We start from the raw sequence: 19,712 nt of genomic DNA, 5'->3' as shown, positions 1-19,712 counted from the left end.
TTTGGATTTTTTTATGTATAAACCAACCACGCGCATGTGGCAGCCGACTTTACCTTCATTTTTTAAAATTACAGTTTTAGGTTCAGCATTAGCTGCCCTTGGCTTGATGACGGGTTGTAGCTCGACGCAAGGTGCGAGCAAGCCACTCACTTCAAGTCAGGTTGGGTCGGGTTATTTAGATGCCAGTACTTTAGATGGTCTGGAAGATCTACTCTCTGCAACCGATATGCGCGCGGTAGAAGGTGACCGTTTATTAATTTTAAAACACGGTGATGTCTGGAAGCGTATGACCGTTGGTTTCAAAATGGATTTAAACCATTGGAATCCACGTATTGAAGCGCAGCGAGGCTGGTTTATTTCACGTCAGCCGTATTTGGATCGTTTAAGTGCACGTGCGTCACGTTATTTGTATCACACGGTTAAAGAAGCTGAACGTCGTGGCATGCCAACTGAATTGGCGTTGTTACCTGTCATCGAAAGTTCTTATGACCCTGCCGCGACCAGTAGTGCAGCTGCAGCAGGTTTATGGCAGTTCATTCCAAGTACGGGGCGTATTTACGGTTTAAAACAAACTTCAATGTACGATGGTCGCCGTGATGTCGTGGAATCGACTCGTGCCGCCTATGAGTTTTTGGGCAGTTTATATAATCAGTTTGGTTCTTGGGAATTGGCATTGGCGGCTTATAACGCAGGCCCAGGTCGTATTCAACAAGCCATTAACCGCAATAAAGCTGCAGGTTTACCAACCGATTATTGGTCTTTAAAGCTGCCGCAAGAAACCATGAACTATGTGCCGCGTTTCTTGGCGGTGGCACAAATTATTAAAAGTCCGCATGCTTATGGTGTGTCTTTACCGCCAATTGCCAACCGTCCACACTTCCGTGAAATTAATGTAGGTGCGGTAAATTTAAATGATGTGGCCAATATTACAGGGCTAAGTCGTGCCGAATTGTATTCGCTTAACCCAGGACATCGTGGGGATCGGATTGACAGCCAAAGTCCAATGCGTATTTTGATTCCTGCAGATTTAAGCCCGACAGTCGATGCACGATTGAAAAAACTCCAAGGTGGTAGCGGTTTATTGGCAAGTAATAACAGCAATACCCCATCGTTTTCATCTTCTGGTGTGACCATTACACCGTCTAAATCTGAACCACCTGCGTTAACGACCAGTACCACAACCAAAACGACTACAAGCAAACCTGCAGCATCTGTGGCAGTCACGACTAGCACTAAGCCAAGCACAGTATCGACCACAGCCAGTGTTTCAAAACCAGCAACGACTACGCCTGCACGTTTGTCACGTACCCCACAAGGTTCGGACGCTTTAGCAGCCTTTGCTGCAGGTAGCGATATTCCAAGTGCACCGCGTATTCCTGTTGCTGTTACACCTGCTGCCAATATTCAGCCTGTGCGGATTGAACCACCAATTTCCAATACTGAGCGCGAGCAAATTCTTGCAGCAGTACAGGCTGAAGGTAGCAATAAAACTGTAGAAGAAGTATTGCAACCTGTGGCTTCTAAGGCAGAACAAGAACAACTTGTGGCAGAGTTGAAACAAATTGCGCCTCAAGGCACTGAAATTGTCGATCCATACGATGGCAAAATTAAGCTGACCGCTATTCAGACCAGTCTGTCTGTTGCAGAGCAGCAAGGTAAAGAATTAACCAAAGGTTTTGCTTACCCGAAAAGTGTGGCAGAAAATACGCGCCTAGATTCAGAAGAAGCAAAGCGTAACCAAGGTAAGAATTATGTGCGTACGGAGTCTGAAGTGGTGGTCGTACCACCAAAAGGCAAACGTACCACGTACACCGTGTTAGCGGGGGACACCTTGGCCAGTATTGCCATGAAAAATGGCTTGAACTGGCGTGATATTGCCAAGTGGAACCAAATTGCTCCGGATGCAACTTTGTATGTGGGCACCAGTATTTATTTATACGATGCCAAGCCACAAGTACAGGCAGAGCCTGCTAAGCCAAAAACCAAGCCAGAGCAGTACGTGGTGCAAGCCAATGACACCTTAACAGGTGTTGCCAGTCAGTTTGGTTTAACAGTAAAACAATTGGCAGACTTGAATAATTTAAGCACCACAAGTGGTTTATTTGTAGGCCAGCGCCTAAGTTTAAAAGAAACGGCAGCATCTAAAGCCAAAGCAGAAGCCGACAAAAAAGCTGCAGAACAGGCTGCAAAAATAGCAACCAAAACTTACGTGGTGAAGCGCGGCGAATATTTAAAACTGATTGCAGACCGTTATGCCTTGTCTAATCAGGAATTGGCCGATTTAACCCCAGGATTAAACGCGAACAGTAGCTTATTGGTTGGGCAGCGTATTAATGTGCCTGTGAATGAAGTGACCGCACAAAAAACGGAAGCGAGCAAAGCTGACGCCAGTAAGTCAGAAACAAAAGCAGCAGAGCCAAACTATCCGACTGAAAACTACCAAGTACAGCGTGGCGATACTTTATCGAGCATTGCCAACCAAGCCAAAATTTCTTTGGCTGAATTGGCCAATTTAAACAATTTGACCACTCAAAGTGGGGTACGCATTGGTCAAACCCTTAAAGTACCAGCAGGTGTTAATGTACCTGAGCGTTATACGGTACAACGTGGCGATACCTTATCGGCGATTTCGACAAAATATAATCTCAGCCAAGACTATATTGCAGACTTAAACAATCTAAGCCGTAACAGCGGTTTAAGAGCAGGTCAAAGTTTGAAACTGATGGGTGATGCTGCTGAGAAAAAAGTCCAAGTTGAAGCGGTGGCTGAAACGACCAATGACATTCACGTGGTAAAAGCAGGTGAAACTTTAAGCAGTATCGCCCGCCAATATAAATTGCAATTGAATTATTTGGCAGAGTTGAATGACCTTTCACGTACTGCCAATGTACGCATCGGGCAACGCTTAAAAGTCGATGCCAGTGCTGCAAAGAATGAAGTAAAAACTGAGGTCGTAAGTGCTGCGAAAAGCAGCAGTAGCAAAGCCACCGAAGCCTATACCGTTAAAAGTGGTGAGTCTTTAAATTCGATTGCCAACCGTGTGGGTGTGTCGGTTACAGAATTGGCAAGTTTAAATAAATTAACACCACGTTCTGGTTTACGCATTGGACAAAGCATTCAAGTTCCAAAAACCGTGACTGAATATAAAGTGAAACGTGGGGATACGCTGATTGGTTTAGCCAGTCGTTATGGCATCGACACTAAAGCATTGGCAGATTTAAATGACATGCAGCCAAACACCCAATTGCGTATTGGCGATATGATTAAAGTCCCGAATCTGTAAAGTTTAATCCTGAGGATACGGTGTTTGACGGCATCCTCGGGAATACTGCACAAGGAGCTGTGTGCATGTCATTTGCCATAAAAAAGACACATCAATATCTTGGCTACATTTTAGGCTGTGTGGTCTTGCCACAGTGTGGATGGGCTGCGTTACAAACCACGCCCTATATTGCTGTACATAGCCAGCCTCAGTATGTGGGGCGCTCGGCTATGCCTTATGCCAACCCGCAAGCACCTAAAGGTGGCAATTTAATTCGTGCCAGTAATGGCACTTTTGATAATTTAAATGGTATGAATGGCAAGGGCAGCTCCACCGATGGAGTGGATTTATTATTTGATTCACTCATGAGCAGTTCTTTAGATGAGCCCGGGGTGATGTATCCCTTATTGGCAGAAAAAGTCAGCTATGATCCGAAGCAAACTGCATTCGTCATTTTTCATTTAAATCCTAAAGCCAAATTTAGTGATGGCAGCCCGCTCACAGCAGATGATGTCAAATTCAGTTTTGATGCTTTTCAGACCAAGTCCAATCCGGGTTTACAAATGTATTTATCCGATTTAGATAAAACCACGGTCTTGTCTAAGCATCAGGTCAAAGTGAGTTTTAAATCCAATAACAATGCCGAAATGCCACTGATTTTGTCGCAAATGCCAATCTATTCTAAGAAAGACTGGCAAAAGCGTGATTTTACCCGCATTACCCTAGAACCGATTTTAGGTTCAGGGCCGTATCTTATTGAGCGGATTGATGCAGGCCGCAGCATTACTTATAAGCGTAATCCAAATTATTGGGGCAAAGATTTACCTGTAAATAAGGGGCGCTATAATTTTGATCGCCTGAAGTATGTTTATTATCGTAATCTAGATATTGCCTTCGAAGGGTTTAAGTCGGGGCAATACACGCTGCATGAAGAATATACGGCACGAAAATGGGTTACGGAATATCGTTTTCCTGCTGTGAATGCGGGTATGGTGGTCAAGCATAAATTTCAGCACCAAAATCCCATTCCGACCCAAAGTTTTGTTTTTAATACCCGCAGACATGCGTTTCAGGATATTCGCTTTAGGCAGGCTATAACCTACGCTTATGATTTTGAATGGCAAAACAAAGCCTTGTTTTATGGGCAATATCGCCGTTTGCAAAGTTATTTTTCTAATAGCGAGTTAGAAGCAAAAAGCACTCCTTCAGCCGCTGAATTGGCTGTTTTAAAACCCTTTTTGGCCAAGCTGCATCCTATTCAACGTCAAGGCGTATTGCAAAATTGGCAGTATCCTGTGACCGATGCTAGTGGCTTTAACCGAAGTGGTTTGCTGAAAGCCCGTGAACTGCTTTTGAAAGCGGGTTATCGTTTTCAGCAAGGTAAATTGATAGATACCAAAGGCAAAGCCATTCAAATTGAATTTTTAATCCATCAGGATGGTTTGCAACGCACACTCATGCCTTTTGTGCGCAATATGAAACGTCTGGGCATTACGGTAAATATTCGGCATGTCGATGTACCGCAATATATTGAACGCATGCGTCGTGCCGATTTTGATATGACCACCAGTGTCATGCCGCAATCTTTAAGTCCGGGCAATGAACAGGCACAGCTTTGGAGTAGTGCTGCCGCAGATCAACCAGGAAACTACAATTATGCAGGCATTAAAAACCCAGTGATTGATGAAGTGGTACAACAGTTGATTCGTGCACCTAATCGTGAACAATTGATTGTGCGTACCAAAGTTTTGGATCGTTTATTGCGCGCAGGGTATTATCAAATTCCAACCTATGGCAAAGGTGAAAACTGGTATGCCTATTGGAATATGTATCGTCAGCCCGCTACCAAACCTAAATTATCGGCAGGAATTGATTATTGGTGGAGCGATGCCGCACAAGCCAAGAAAGTTGCGCATTATTTACGTCAAAAATAACGATTTTAAAACTCAAGCATGACAGTGTTTGCGATAAACCAGAACATTGCCAAAAGGTAAGCACATGGGCACATACATACTCAAAAGATTGCTCCTGATTATTCCAACCTTGTTTTTCATTTTATTGATTAACTTTGTGGTGATTCAAATTGCACCAGGCGGACCAGTCGAACAAGCAATTCAGCAAGCCGAAGCTTTTCAGGGCATGGGGACGACAGGCGGTGAAACTGCTGCAACATCCAATAGCAGCAATTATCAAGGTGCTAAAGGTTTAAGTGATGAAATGGTCGCAAAAATTGAAGCACAATATGGATTCGATAAACCCGCACATGAACGTTTTTGGAAAATGCTCACCAGCTATGTGCAGCTTGATTTTGGCACCAGTTTTTTTAAAGACAAACCTGTGACCCAATTGTTATGGGAAAAGTTGCCCGTATCGCTATCTTTAGGTCTATGGAGTACCTTGCTGATTTATTTAATTTCTATACCTTTAGGCATTAAAAAAGCCCGTCAGCATGGTTTGTTGTTCGATAAAGCCACTTCTATTTTGTTGGCGATTGGTTATGCCATTCCTGCGTTTGCCTTTGCTATTTTGCTGATTGTATTTTTTGCAGGCGGTTCATATTTTCAGTGGTTTCCCTTACAGGGTTTGGTGTCTGAAAACTTTGCGCAATTGAGTCTGTGGGGCAAAATCACCGACTATTTTTGGCACATGACTTTGCCTTTATTGGCGATGGTGATTGGTGGTTTTGCAGGGCTGACTTATCTCACTAAATATTCATTTATGGAAGAATTAAACAAACAATATGTGTTGGCGGCACGTTCTAAAGGTCTTACTGAATCGCGTGTGTTATATGGGCATGTGTTTCGTAATGCCATGCTAATTGTGATTGCAGGTTTGCCCGAAGCGTTGGTGGGTATTTTCTTTGTCGGGAACTTGTTCATCGAAATTATTTTTAATTTAGATGGATTAGGCCTGCTTGGTTTTGAAGCGATTGTGCAGCGTGATTATCCTGTAATTTTTGGTACTTTGTTTATTTTTACCTTATTGGGCTTAATTCTGCGCTTAATCAGTGATGTGTTATATCAGGTGATTGACCCACGTATTAGTTTTGAGTCGCGAGGGGCCAAATGATGACACCGATCATGCAGGCGCGCGTGCAGCGTTTTAAACAGAACAAATTGAGTTTTGGTTGTTTGATTGTCTTTATCATTATTTTTGTATTGTCTTTAGCGGCAGAATTGATTGCCAATGACAAACCGTTATTAGTCAAATATGAGCAATCTTTATATCTGCCAGTGTTCAAGGCTTATCCTGAAACGACCTTTGGCGGTGTATTTGAAACTGAAGCCGATTATAAAGACCCGGTGGTGCAACAACTGATTGCAGACCGAGGATGGGCAGTTTGGCCGCTCATTGAGTTTTCTTACCAGACTCCGAATTTAGATTTGACCGTGCCTGTACCTTCAGCACCAACTGCACAAAACTGGCTAGGTACAGATGACCAAGGACGTGATGTGTTGGCGCGAATTTTATATGGCTTGCGTGTATCTCTGTTATTTGGTTTTGCACTGACTTTCGCATCGGCAGCTCTAGGTATTTTGGTCGGGGCAATACAGGGCTACTACGGTGGTTGGGTTGATTTAATTGGTCAGCGTGTTTTAGAAGTGTGGGGTGGTTTACCGATGCTGTTCATGGTGATGATTTTGGTCAGCATGTTTACCCCAAGTGTGTATTGGCTATTTGTAATTATGCTGCTATTTGGCTGGACGACACTAGTCGGCTTAGTTCGGGCAGAGTTTTTACGCGCCCGAAATTTTGATTATGTCCGTGCAGCGCGAAGTTTAGGCGTAACCGATCGTACCATTATGTTTCGGCATATTTTACCCAATGCCATGAGTTCGAGTTTGTCGCAGTTGCCTTTTATGCTGACCGCCAATATTACAGCTTTAACTGCACTGGATTTTTTGGGTTATGGCTTACCGCCCGATGCAGCATCTTTAGGGGAATTGCTGTTACAAGGCAAAAATAATTTAAATGCACCGTGGTTAGCGTTGTCAGGCTTTTTTACCTTAGCGATTGTGCTGTCCTTGTTGATTTATATTGGAGAAGCGACCCGTGATGCATTCGATCCAAGACGTTAATCCTTCAACTGCGTCACAGCCTGCAGTATTGCTAAGAGTCAGTCATCTGCATATTCGGCAGCAGGAACAGGTTTTGCTGCACGATTTAAACTTTGAGCTGCATGCAGGCGAAACTATTGGGTTAGTCGGTGAAAGTGGTTCTGGAAAATCTATTAGCAGTTTGGCGTTGCTAGGTTTATTGCCCGAACATTTACAGGTACAAGGTCAGGCAATCTTTGCAGAACAGGATTTACTTCGCCTTAAACCGCAACAATTGCGGCAAGTTCGTGGTCAAAAAATTGCGATGATTTTTCAGGAACCGATGACGGCTTTAAATCCGTTGCATCGCGTGGAAAAAATTATTGGTGAAAGTTTGTTGCTCCAAGGTTGGAGCAAGGAAAAAACGCGTGCCCGTGTGTTGCAATTACTTGAAGATGTTGGCATTCCTCAGCCTGAAGAAAAACTAAAGCGTTACCCACATGAATTATCTGGGGGGCAACGTCAGCGAGTGATGATCGCAATGGCATTGGCACTTGATCCCGATATTTTAATTGCCGATGAACCAACCACTGCTTTAGATGTCACTTTGCAGGCGCAGATTTTGGATTTATTAAAAAGCCTGCAAGTGCGTCATAATATGGCCATGGTTTTGATCAGCCACGATTTGAACTTGGTCAAACACTATGCAGATCAGGTCATTGTCATGAATCAGGGACGGGTCGAAGAACAGGGCAGTGTGGCAGATATTTTTAATAGACCGCAGCAAGCCTATACTCAAAATTTGTTAAACCATGATTTTGGCGAAGCTTTGCAAATTGATGAGTTGCCGACTATTTTGGCGTTAGAACAGGTGGCTGTGAAATTCCCGATTAAACAAGGTTTACTGAATCGGGTTAAAGATTATGTGGTTGCGGTTGAACCGTTAAGCTTGGAACTTCCGCATGGTCAATCGATTGGTATTGTTGGTGAAAGCGGTTCGGGTAAAAGTTCATTGGCACTTGCTATTGCAAGACTAATTGAAAGTGAGGGAAAAATTGAACTACATGGGCGAGACCTGAATCAACTGAATGAACGTCAATTGCGTCCCTTACGACAGCAGTTTCAAATTGTATTTCAAGATCCCTTTAGCAGCTTAAATCCACGTTTAAATGTGGAACAAACCATTGGTGAAGGTTTGACATTGCAACATTTATCCAAACCTGAAATCATTCAGCGCATAGATGAAGCTTTAAGCAAAGTAGAATTGCCTGTGAGTTTTAAACAGCGCTATCCGCATGAATTGTCGGGTGGGCAACGTCAACGGATTGCATTAGCACGTGCGTTGGTATTACGCCCTAAACTGTTAATTATGGATGAGCCGACCTCTGCCTTAGATCGTAGCACCCAACGCGCTGTAGTGCAGTTGTTGCGCCGCTTACAGCGGCAAGAACAGATGAGTTATTTGTTTATTAGCCACGATTTGCAAGTGGTGAAAGCGCTTTGTCAAAAAGTGTTGGTGCTACATCAAGCTAAAGTTATGGAATTTCAGGAGACTGCACAGCTATTTAGAGATCCTCAAACGGAATACACCCGTCAACTGATAGCAGCTAGTGAATATTAACTCTTCAATATTTAGAACAACTATTGGGGCTTATAGGTATGGGTTACCATTATTGACAATAAGATTTGTCAAAATGGCATTGACCTGTTCTGAAAAATCTTTAGAGTAAAAAGATCAATAAAATACAATACGGAACAGTGTATGAGCCATCTTGCCAAAACAATTCAGATTCGTAATAGCATGTTTAAAAATCGCATTATTAAAGGTGCCATGAGTGAGGCGTTGGCGAATGATGCAGGCCAACCTAATCAAGCCCATTTAAAGTTGTATGAGGCTTGGGCCAAAGGCGGTTTAGGCTGTGCGATAACGGGTAATGTTATGGTGGACTTTCGTGCCAAGAATGAACCCGGTGTAGTTGTGGTAGAAACTGAACGTGATTTGGAAAAGTTAAAGGCGTGGGCGAATGTCGGAAAACGTCATGGCATGATACAACTGGTACAGTTATCTCATCCGGGGCGTCAGTGCCCTAAAGGCTTGAATAAAGAAACAGTAGCACCTTCAGCTGTACCTTTTAGTCCAGCATTGGCGATGAGTTTCGGTACGCCACGTGAACTGCGTGAAGATGAAATTTTAGATATTATCCAGCGCTTTGCGACTTCAGCTGCCATTTGTGAAAAGGCGGGATTTGAAGGCGTACAGCTACATGGTGCACATGGCTATCTGATTAGCCAGTTTTTATCTCCACTGACCAATAAACGTCAAGACCAGTGGGGTGGCAATATTGAAAACCGTATGCGTTTTTTGATGCAAACTTATCAAGCGGTACGTGCAGCCACCTCAGATAATTTTATTGTATCGGTCAAACTAAATTCGGCAGATTTTCAACGTGGCGGCATTACTGAAGAAGAAGTGATTACCGTGTTTAAAGCCATGGATGAAGTGGGTATTGATATGATTGAAATTTCAGGTGGAACCTATGAAGCACCCGCAATGGCTGGGGTAAAAGCAGAGAAACGTAAAGCATCAACAGTTGCCCGCGAAGCCTATTTCCTCGATTTTGCTGAAAAGATCCGTCAGGAAGTTAATTGTCATTTAATGGTGACGGGGGGCTTTCGTACCGCAGCAGGTATGAATGCAGCCCTAGATAGCGGCGCATGTGATTTTGTCGGTATTGCACGCCCATTTGCAGTCGAGCCTGATCTGGGTAACCGTCTGGTGGCTGGGCAGGATGTACGTTATGCAGTTGAGAAAATTAAAACTGGTATTCCAATGATCGATAAAATGGCGATTATGGAAATCATCTGGTATGCCGCGCAATTTAAAGAAATTGCTAAAGGTAATCGACCAAATCCAAAACTGTCACCTTTAAAGGTATTTTTAAATTATGTAAAAGGCAATGTGAAAGCTGTAATTAAAGGTCAGATCAATTCCCGTAAATCGGCTTAATATCTATAATACATTGAACAAAAACAGGGCATATTAAATGCCCTGTTTTTTATGAATGATCTTTTTAAGAATAAGTCATGGCTTGAATCTGAAAAGGGAAGAGTAACTCAGAAAGCTGACGTGTTGCCCACAAGCCTACTTCCTGATGATGCATATGCGGTGCTACATAAGGAATCAATAAATCAATCTTTTGTTCGGCAGCGGCACAGCGATTCAGACGGTTTTTCAGCTGATGGATCTGTTGCTGGTCAATACGGTTCAATACCGGTTCCATCTGGTTATGTACTTGAGATCTGCTACGTGATGAAAGACGAGCAGCAAAAGTCTCACCTTGAATCCAGTCTTTAATAATTTGTTTTTCAGTCGCATTAAATACACCAAACATTTTGCCATCTGGATCATCAATCATTTTCCAGAAACGGCTTTGTTCAATAGGTGCATCTCTTACAATCCAGCCTTTTTCAATCATGACTTTCAGGAAGTCCGCAATCTGTGCCGGATCGGATAACCATTCATTAATGGTCTTGCCATTAAACTGGCATTTCTGGTTATGGATATATTGTCCAATCAGCGCTTTGTTCTGGAACACTTTCAAAGCCAGTTTTTCAGTATCCAGCTGCTTGATGATCTGGGTAGAACTTTTACCAATGTCATTCAGCACATAACCTTTTTTAATCAGGTCTAGATACTGGGCAGGATCTTCAGCGAGTGCATAATGATCAAAATATGCTTGCAGCGATTTTTGTGCATGACCGTTGTGAGCATTATCAATGGTAATGTGCACATTGAAATAATGTGGATCAATACCGAGTTCAGATAACTCATAATTGGTAATTAACAGATGTAAGGGCAGCTGTTCATAACCCAGATTAAAACCAATGACTAACGGCAAATATTCAGGTGGTGCATAGGCCAATGCCAGTTGAACGGCTGCTTGTTCATAATAACTGGCATCCAGCTGCTCGGCATAGCTATTCAGCTCATAATGATTCAGCAAGTCCCGATACATGGTGACATGATTGGCACGAGTATGACCCATGCCCAGTTCTTCCAGATAGATATAAATCAGATCTTTGGTTTCCGGCCGATTCCAGTTTTGCACAGTTGAATAAAGCCATGAGCCGTCTACCAGTTTTACAGGTGAAACTTTGGCAATAAACTCAAATGCATGTGACACAGTCGGGAAATACTCACGTCCTTGCTGCTTTTTACGCCGCTCTACATAAGACTGGAAAATTGCGCAGGTTTGGTGGTGCTGTTCCAGAAAATGTTGCTCTACATGTCTGGGTTGATCCAGCCATTCCAACCCAGCCACATCAACCTGCTGGATTAAATCTCTTAAATAGTTCTCAGCCTGTTCGGTCTTTACTGCCGTCGAAATCTGTTGATCTTGAAAGAAGTTGATCCAATCTTTAAAGTTATTAAATTGATGATTATGGTTTTTAATAGATGATTCAGGCGAACTTAACTTTGTAATGACGAACATAATCTGATCCCTGCAGATATATTATGCATTCTACCTTAACGGCATGCTCATACCACGGGTGTTGATTTTTTGTTCGGATTTATAGTGCGATTGCTGTAAATGAATATGAATGGATAACGAGTTGAAGAGAAATGTTAAAGAGTAAGATATTTGAATGAACCATTTATAAACAAATAAAATTGCAATCAACGAAATTTGATCAAACGTTAAAAACAGGAATGAGGGAACAAGCAACAAAACAAGCAATAAAAAAGCCCAAGTCATCATGCTTGGGCTTTTTCATGAGAAGTTTATTAATTAACTATCTCGAATATGGCGTCCCTACGGGGATTCGAACCCCGGTTACCGCCGTGAAAGGGCGATGTCCTAGGCCTCTAGACGATAGGGACAATGTAGAAGTGATATTTTAAACCAGAACTTTTGATCTAAAGTAATGGCGTCCCTACGGGGATTCGAACCCCGGTTACCGCCGTGAAAGGGCGATGTCCTAGGCCTCTAGACGATAGGGACTTAATAAAATATTACTTCTGAAATTGGCGTCCCTACGGGGATTCGAACCCCGGTTACCGCCGTGAAAGGGCGATGTCCTAGGCCTCTAGACGATAGGGACGTTTCAGAGGTGGGCGTATAATAGGGCGTATAAAGGGGGGTGTCAAACGCTTTTCGGCAATAATTCTGAAAAAAATGATCAACTGAATAAAATTAAAACTATTCTGCTGTCGTAATATGTTTGAAGTGCTAAAAATGATGTTTTTAAGCTATAGTTTAAATAGATGCCTATATTGGAGCAGGGTGATTCTCTTTGTATTTCGCTATTTGTTGTTACTTAACAAAACTCAGAAAAAAGGGCAATCCTAAGATTGCCCGCTATTGTTTTTACATTCTCGCTAAAAAAGCATTATCATTTTTTGTGATAAATCATGTAATAACTGGCATAGCACAATACAATAAAAATCATACAGCCGATAAAACCTGCCAGCATTTCAGGGTCAAATAACATACTCAGGCAAGTTATAAAACAGAATACAAAACCTAAAATAGGCACTATTGGAAATAGCGGTGCAGCAAAACCTAAATCCTGTACGGTTTTGCCTTGTTTATACCATTGGCGACGGAAGTTAAACTGGCTTAAACAAATACTCATCCAGACCACAACCATTGTAAATGCAGCCACACCTAAGAGGTTTTTAAAGATGGTTTCTGGCGCAAATTGCTCAGACAATAACCCTGGCATTGCTCCGAGCATGGTGACTATGACTGCTATATAAGGAATACCACGCGCATTCACCTTAGAAAAAATCTGTGGCAATTGCTTTTGGTGTGAGAGCGACCACATCATTCGTGAAGCTGCAAATAAGCCTGAGTTCGCTGCAGAGAGCAAGGCTGTGATAATCACAAAACGGATAATATCTTCAGCATAAGGAATGCCAATCTGATTAAATACCGTCACAAAAGGGCTACTGCTTACCCCTTCTGCAGCCAAACCTGCAGCCTGATGTGGTAATAAGGCACTAATTACCACAATAGTACCTACAAAGAAAATCAACAGGCGGAAAATTGCAGTATTGATTGCTTTAGGCACGTTTTTGGCAGGGTTTTTGGTTTCACCTGCAGCAACACCAATTAACTCCGTACCCGAAAAAGCGAAATTAACAATCAACATGGTGGCAAAAATAGGGAATAGCCCTTCAGGAAACCAGCCTTGTGCAGTTAAATTGCTAAATAAAGGTGCCGAGCTATAACCTTGATAGGATACAACCCCAAAAATTGCCATTAAACCCAAAACAATAAAGGCAATAACAGTCACGACCTTGACCAAAGACAGCCAAAACTCAGATTCTGCAAACAGCCGTGTGGAAATCATATTTAAACTAAATACGACACCACCAAAAATCAGTGTCCAAATCCACATGGAAATATGCGGGAACCATTCCTGCATTAACAACGCGGCGGCGGTAAACTCTGTGCCTAAAGTAACCGACCACGTGAGCCAATACAACCAAGTGATGGTATAGCCCGTGCCAGGCCCAATATATTGTTTAGCGTATGCGCCAAACGAACCTGAAACAGGCATGTGTACGGCAAGCTCACCCAAACACAGCATCACCATATAGGCAATTAAACCACCAAAAATATAAGCGATGATGGCGCCAACGGGGCCTGTTTGTGCAATGACTTCACCTGAGCCTAAAAATAGACCTGTGCCAATGGCACCGCCTAGTGAAATCATGACCAAATGTCGAGTGCTCATGGCACGTTTTAAAGGCTCAGTATTACCTTGATGCACAGCACCATTTTGATGATTCGATGACGGCATAAGTGTTAGGAGAAAATATGGAATGAAGCGGAGTATTGTAGAGAAAAACTACAAATCTGCAATCTTGAAATAATAAATTTGGATTAGAAATGATCGTATAGCAAGATATATGGCGTCCCTACGGGGATTCGAACCCCGGTTACCGCCGTGAAAGGGCGATGTCCTAGGCCTCTAGACGATAGGGACGATACGAGGTGAGGCGTATATTATGAATTTTTTGCGACAGTGTCAAACCTGAATCCTAAAAAATACCGCGCTTTATGATATTTGTTTAAAAAAATGTATCTTTAAAAATAATAAATTACCAAACACAAATTTGAACGCTGTGCAGCATTTTAATGATCAGGGGTTTGATATTGTTTTTCAGTGGTTGTTGTTTGTGTTGCTGCGGGTTGAGGGTTTGGTTCAGGTTGGGCAGGCTCACGATTCACAATATAAAGATACAACGCAGAAGGCGCGAGAATGACCAAGACCAATACAATTTTTTTCAACATAGCAGAATAAGTTACACAAATTGGAATATTGCCATTATAACCAAAGTCAGCTTAAAAGACTGTATGCATAAAAGCTGATTCAAAGTAAAAATCATTTCGATACTCAACCTTGAGGCTGAGAAACATGAATTAAGACCACAACATTAAAAAGAAAACAGGATGACAAACGCAGTTTTTCATCCTGTAAACCTCTCAATGTTTGAGTACCAAGCGTATTATTGATCTGGGTTGAGTAAGTTCTCTACCATGTGCGGTGCAAGTTTATTCAGAATAAAACAAAATAGCTCTGCAGTTTTTTGCGTATCGTATAAAGCTGAATGTGCTTCTTTGCCATCAAACTCAATACCTGCCTGAATACATGATTTTGCCAACACTGTTTGACCAAACATCACCGCACTTAAAGTCACTGTATCAAACACTGAAAAACTGTGGAATGGGTTTTGGTTCTTCGTACCTGTGCGGGCAATGGCTGCTTGCACAAAGCCTAAATCGAAATGCGCATTGTGACCAACCAAAATGGCATGGGTGCAATTTTGTTGGCGACGCACTTCATTGACCGATTTGAAAATCCGTTTTAATGCAGTTTTTTCATCTTCAGCCATGGCCATACGCATAGGATTGAAAGGATCAATCCCAATAAAGTCCAAAGAGCGGCGGTCTAAATTTGCCCCTTCAAACGGGTTGATATGCGCATGATACGCTTCGCCTGGTACAAATTTGCCTTCCGCATCATAAACAATTGGAATAGCTGCAATTTCTAACAAGGCATCAGTTTGGGCATTAAAGCCTGCGGTTTCCACATCGACCACCACAGGCAAAAAACCACGAAAACGTTGCCCCATCACGGGCAAAGTTGTATCTGTCACACTTTTCTCCATTGAATGGTTTTACCCGCATATAACGGAATAATTTGTTCACCATCCAAGTAGTCTAAACTGGTTGGAATGATTTGCTCTTCTTTTACCAAGGTAATGGTGTTGGTATTACGCGGCAAACCATAGAAATCTGCACCAAACAAGCTTGCAAAGCCTTCTAAGCGCTCAATACGTCCAGCTTGATCAAAAGCTTGTGCATACAGCTCAATTGCCGTAGGTGCACTATAGCAGCCTGCACAACCACATGCATTTTCTTTGGCATTTTTTGAGTGTGGTGCGCTATCTGTCCCTAAGAAAAACTTAGGATTTCCGCTAGTCGCGACTTCCAATAAGGTTTGCTGATGGGTTTGACGTTTTAAAATAGGCAAACAATAGAAATGTGGTTTCACACCACCCACCAACATATCATTACGGTTAAATAATAAATGTTGTGGGGTAATGGTTGCAGCGACATTCCGGCCTTGTTCTAAAACAAATTGTGCTGCTTCAGAGGTGGTTATGTGCTCAAGCACCAATTTCAAATTTGGAAATTGTTGTAATAATGGTGAAAGCACTTCATCTAAGAAGCGTTTTTCACGGTCAAAAATATCGACATGATTATGCGTGACTTCACCATGCAATAATAATGGCACTTGTTGTTCTTCAAGTTGCTCTATCACCGCATAAACTTTACGAATATCGCTTACCCCATTGTCTGAATTGGTGGTGGCACCAGCAGGGTAAAGTTTAATAGCATTTACATGCGCCGAGGCTTTAATTTTCTTGACTTCTTCAGGAGAGGTTTGATCGGTAAAATACAACACCATACGCGGATCAAAATTTACACCTTTAGGAACATGTGCCATGATGCGTTCACGATACGCTTCTGCTTCTCCTACCGTTTTTACTGGCGGAACAAGGTTAGGCATACAAATTGCGCGTGAAAATTGCTTGGCAAGATCAGGAACAGTACGTTGTAGTGCTAAACCATCACGTAAATGAGCATGCCAGTCATCTGGCTGGATAAGAGTAATTGTATTCAAGGCGCTGCCAGTTTGAAAAATAAAACAGATGATAATCTATAAATGTTAAAATGATAACGCCGAAAGCCATAAAAAATAGAAATGCCTGAATGAATAGTTTAGACATTGTGTTATTTTAGAAACATTAAAATTATATTCAGGCTGTTACAGGTTTGCTGTGCAACAATCGTGATTAAATGGAATTTAAAGCATCCATGGAATACAAATATAAGTTAGCCAAGCTACAGTACGACAAAGAAAAAAATGAAGAGTTGATTAAACATCAACGTAAACGTGCGGGTCAGGTTTTTCCGAAACAACTCGAAGTGGAGTTTTGGAAACAGCATCTTGAACAAGCACGGCATAACATTAACCAATATTTTTGGTCGGGCGTACTCATCTACTTTATTATCACTGTGATGATTATTACTGGGGATTACTGGATTATTGATCGAAATTTTTTTAAGCACGACTTTATCCATTCCTTACTAGGCCTAGTCAATGGTGCATTTTGCTTACTGAGCCTGTTCTTTTTTGCCCATTATAAAATTTTACGCGCATATTATCCTTATGCGGCCATGGCGTTGACTTTTTGGGCCATTGTGTCGATGACTTGGTTGACCATGACAGTGATTACCGAAGTGTTTAGATATCAAGCCATGATGATCATTAGTATGATTTATATTATGGGCTTTGTACTGACAGGGGTGAAGCCGTTTCACATGCTGCTGACAGGGTTAATGGCTGCTGTGGTTGCCATGATTATGTTATTAAGCTTGCATATTCCAATTGATGTGATGGTGATGGGGCGGGTGTTGGTTGGCAGTACCGTGATGGGTTTTTTAATCAGCAAAATGCTGTGTACCCGAGAGCGGATGATTTTTTTGGTGATGCACCAAGCTCGACTTAGTGAAAAAATTAACCGTATTCATGCCGAAGAGTTGTTGCATTTAAGTCAGCATGATGCGCTGACCAAAGTGTCCAACCGACGTACCTTTGATGAAATGCTGGACAGCTATTTTGAACAGGCGCGGCATGATGAAGTGCCATTATCCTTACTCTTTATAGATGTCGATTTTTTTAAAAAATATAACGATCATTATGGGCATCAAAAGGGAGATGAAGTCATTTCAGCGATTGCTAAATCGATTAAAGACTCGATTCGTCACATGGATTTTGTCGCCCGTTATGGTGGGGAAGAATTTGTGGTGCTATTGCCAGAAACAGATGCACATGGTGCGTATGCTGTAGCTTCCAATATTTTTAAAGCGGTTGAGCGTTTGGCGATTCCCCATAGCCAATCTTTAGTTTCCAGTAATGTCACAATCAGTTTAGGTTTTACTGTTTATAAAGGTGAGGCGGAAATTTTTAAAAGCGATTTCTTGCAACGTGCAGACCAAGCCTTGTACCGTGCAAAACAGTTGGGACGTAATCAAATTTATTACCACACTTTGCAGGTGGAAGAGGTGCTGTAAGTTTTTCTATCGCAGCTTTTAGTATGAATTTTTCAATCTTCATGTTTAAACGTATATAAAAAAGCCGCTCAATTTGAGCGGCTTTCGATTTAACAAAATGATCAGCAAGTGATTATTTATTTTTGTCTTTCAATTGTGGCACTGCAGAACCAGAACCAATCGATAATAAGCCAGAATTGGTATAAATACCTAATTTAGCGCGAGTATCGGTAATGTCTAGGTTACGCATCGTTAACTGACCAATACGATCCATTGGCGTAAACATTGAATCACCTTTCTCCATGGTTAAACGCTCAGCTTCATAAGTGAGGTTCGGAGATTCAGTGTTCATAATGGTATAGTCATTACCACGACGTAACTCTAAAGTCACAGTACCCGTAATCGCTTTCGCCACCCAACGCTGTGCAGTTTCACGAAGCATTAATGCTTGAGAATCGAACCAACGACCTTGGTAAAGCAAACGACCTAAGCGTAAACCGTTAATGCGGTATTGTTCAATCGTATCTTCGTTGTGAATACCTGTAACTAAACGCTCATAAGCAATGTGTAATAATGCCATGCCCGGTGCTTCGTAAATACCGCGAGATTTTGCTTCAATAATACGGTTTTCGATTTGGTCAGACATCCCCAAACCATGACGACCACCAATACGGTTCGCTTCAAGAATCAACTCAACAGGGTTTTCAATACGCTGACCGTTCAGTGCAACAGGCATACCTTCTTCAAAGGTTACTGACACTTCTTCGGCTTTCACTTCAACGTCATCTTTCCAGAATGCTACGCCCATGATTGGGTCAACAATTTTGATGCCAGCATTTAGGTACTCAAGATCTTTCGCTTCGTGTGTTGCACCGAGCATGTTTGAGTCAGTTGAATACGCTTTTTCTTTTGACATTTTATAGTCAAAACCATTGTCGATGAGGAATTGTGACATTTCCGCACGACCGCCCAACTCATCAATAAAGGTTTGGTCTAACCATGGCTTATAAATTTTAAGCGCAGGATTGGTCAATAAACCATAACGATAGAAACGCTCAATATCATTACCCTTATAAGTTGAACCATCACCCCAGATGTTGACGTCATCTTCTTTCATGGCAGTCACGAGCATCGTACCTGTTACTGCACGACCAAGCGGGGTGGTGTTAAAGTAAGGCATACCGCCTGTGCTGATATGGAATGCACCACATTGAATGGCAGCAATACCTTCCAAAGCCAACTGTAAACGGCAGTCAACCAAGCGTGCTTTTACCGCACCATATTCTTCTGCTTTCTTTGGAATGGCATCATAGTCATCTTCATCTGGCTGCCCCAAGTTTGCGGTATACGCATACGGTTCAGCGCCTTTTTGCTTCATCCACAATAAAGCAGCTGAAGTATCTAGACCACCAGAAAAGGCGATACCGACTTTTTTGCCTACTGGTACATTCTGCAAGATAGTTGCATTATCAGTCATTGCTAGTCCTAAGTTTTTAAAATATGCACCACATTTTGGTGGCCAAGGAGAATTCTAAACTGCAAATTATAGCACTCTTTAAAATGCTTGTTTTCGTTAAAAAAGCACATTTGATAAAAAAATCAGGTTCAGGCTTAAAATTTCATTTAGAAATGGCAAACTTGGTGTAGAAATTGAAAAACAAAAACCGCAATTTGGATGGTACAGAATAAAATCACTTTTATTTTTTGGGCGTTTTTGTATCAAATTTAGATCAAGAATAGTTAGGGTCTGTTGACACTTCTTCTATGTTTGCGACGACG

The 19,712-nt window shown here is 42.0% G+C and carries 13 protein-coding genes and 4 tRNA genes; 7 read left to right on the top strand and 10 right to left on the bottom strand.

The window, feature by feature from the left end:
* Positions 1-13 precede the first annotated feature (13 nt).
* The 6 genes from L6C30_RS03290 (at position 14) to L6C30_RS03265 (ending at position 10,306) form a co-directional block, all read left to right on the top strand.
* Positions 14-3,283 (top strand): LysM peptidoglycan-binding domain-containing protein, encoded by a 3,270-nt coding sequence (locus L6C30_RS03290; protein ID WP_236162342.1) that lies wholly within the window; start codon positions 14-16, stop codon positions 3,281-3,283.
* 65 nt (positions 3,284-3,348) lie between these two features.
* On the top strand, positions 3,349-5,196 hold the full coding sequence (locus L6C30_RS03285; protein WP_236162343.1) for an extracellular solute-binding protein: 1,848 nt from the start codon (positions 3,349-3,351) through the stop codon (positions 5,194-5,196).
* A 64-nt stretch (positions 5,197-5,260) separates the two neighbouring features.
* Positions 5,261-6,331: a microcin C ABC transporter permease YejB gene (locus L6C30_RS03280; protein ID WP_019836357.1), complete on the top strand. Its 1,071-nt coding sequence runs from the start codon at positions 5,261-5,263 to the stop codon at positions 6,329-6,331.
* The gene (locus tag L6C30_RS03275) at positions 6,331-7,341 is read left to right on the top strand and encodes an ABC transporter permease (protein ID WP_019836356.1); all 1,011 of its coding nucleotides are present in this window, start codon (positions 6,331-6,333) and stop codon (positions 7,339-7,341) included. The genes L6C30_RS03280 and L6C30_RS03275 overlap by 1 nt, the downstream gene beginning before the upstream one ends.
* A complete protein-coding gene (locus tag L6C30_RS03270) occupies positions 7,319-8,920 on the top strand; it encodes an ABC transporter ATP-binding protein (protein WP_236162400.1) in 1,602 nt (533 codons plus the stop codon). The genes L6C30_RS03275 and L6C30_RS03270 overlap by 23 nt, the downstream gene beginning before the upstream one ends.
* A gap of 141 nt (positions 8,921-9,061) precedes the next feature.
* The gene (locus tag L6C30_RS03265; RefSeq protein ID WP_236162344.1) at positions 9,062-10,306 is read left to right on the top strand and encodes an NADH:flavin oxidoreductase/NADH oxidase family protein; all 1,245 of its coding nucleotides are present in this window, start codon (positions 9,062-9,064) and stop codon (positions 10,304-10,306) included.
* A 64-nt stretch (positions 10,307-10,370) separates the two neighbouring features.
* Here L6C30_RS03265 and L6C30_RS03260 read toward each other — a convergent pair whose 3' ends face one another.
* The 9 genes from L6C30_RS03260 to pyrC all read right to left on the bottom strand — a co-directional run bounded on the left by L6C30_RS03260 (position 10,371) and on the right by pyrC (position 16,500).
* Complete coding sequence (locus L6C30_RS03260; RefSeq protein WP_236162345.1) at positions 10,371-11,792, bottom strand: iron-containing redox enzyme family protein; 1,422 nt, start codon at positions 11,790-11,792, stop codon at positions 10,371-10,373.
* Between the two features lie 313 nt (positions 11,793-12,105).
* Positions 12,106-12,181: transfer RNA gene (locus tag L6C30_RS03255), tRNA-Glu, on the bottom strand.
* 45 nt (positions 12,182-12,226) lie between these two features.
* Positions 12,227-12,302: transfer RNA gene (locus L6C30_RS03250), tRNA-Glu, on the bottom strand.
* Between the two features lie 24 nt (positions 12,303-12,326).
* Positions 12,327-12,402 (bottom strand) — tRNA-Glu (locus L6C30_RS03245).
* 291 nt (positions 12,403-12,693) lie between these two features.
* Positions 12,694-14,109 (bottom strand): amino acid permease, encoded by a 1,416-nt coding sequence (locus tag L6C30_RS03240; protein ID WP_070152415.1) that lies wholly within the window; start codon positions 14,107-14,109, stop codon positions 12,694-12,696.
* Between the two features lie 110 nt (positions 14,110-14,219).
* A tRNA-Glu gene (locus tag L6C30_RS03235) sits at positions 14,220-14,295 on the bottom strand.
* 149 nt (positions 14,296-14,444) lie between these two features.
* Positions 14,445-14,603, bottom strand: coding sequence for a hypothetical protein (locus tag L6C30_RS03230; protein WP_019836351.1), 159 nt, complete (start codon positions 14,601-14,603; stop codon positions 14,445-14,447).
* Positions 14,604-14,818: 215 nt separating this feature from the next.
* Positions 14,819-15,481, bottom strand: coding sequence for a ribonuclease T (gene rnt, locus L6C30_RS03225; RefSeq protein ID WP_074964433.1), 663 nt, complete (start codon positions 15,479-15,481; stop codon positions 14,819-14,821).
* Entirely contained in the window at positions 15,466-16,500 is a 1,035-nt protein-coding gene (gene pyrC / locus L6C30_RS03220) for a dihydroorotase (protein ID WP_236093755.1), read from the bottom strand. Before pyrC ends, rnt begins: the two co-directional genes overlap by 16 nt.
* A gap of 194 nt (positions 16,501-16,694) precedes the next feature.
* Here pyrC and L6C30_RS03215 point away from each other — a divergent pair, with 194 nt between their 5' ends.
* Positions 16,695-17,954: a GGDEF domain-containing protein gene (locus tag L6C30_RS03215; protein ID WP_236162346.1), complete on the top strand. Its 1,260-nt coding sequence runs from the start codon at positions 16,695-16,697 to the stop codon at positions 17,952-17,954.
* A 112-nt stretch (positions 17,955-18,066) separates the two neighbouring features.
* Here the strand turns inward: L6C30_RS03215 and argG are convergent, their stop codons facing one another.
* Complete coding sequence (gene argG / locus L6C30_RS03210) at positions 18,067-19,410, bottom strand: argininosuccinate synthase (RefSeq protein WP_236162347.1); 1,344 nt, start codon at positions 19,408-19,410, stop codon at positions 18,067-18,069.
* Positions 19,411-19,712: the final 302 nt, after the last annotated feature.

Origin of the sequence: Acinetobacter sp. KAM396, from assembly GCF_021602765.1 — a bacterium.
In the GTDB taxonomy this organism is placed as follows: Bacteria; Pseudomonadota; Gammaproteobacteria; order Pseudomonadales; family Moraxellaceae; genus Acinetobacter; species Acinetobacter towneri_A.
Note: the sequence above shows the minus strand (reverse complement) of the source record. Positions and strands in the feature narration are given on the sequence as shown.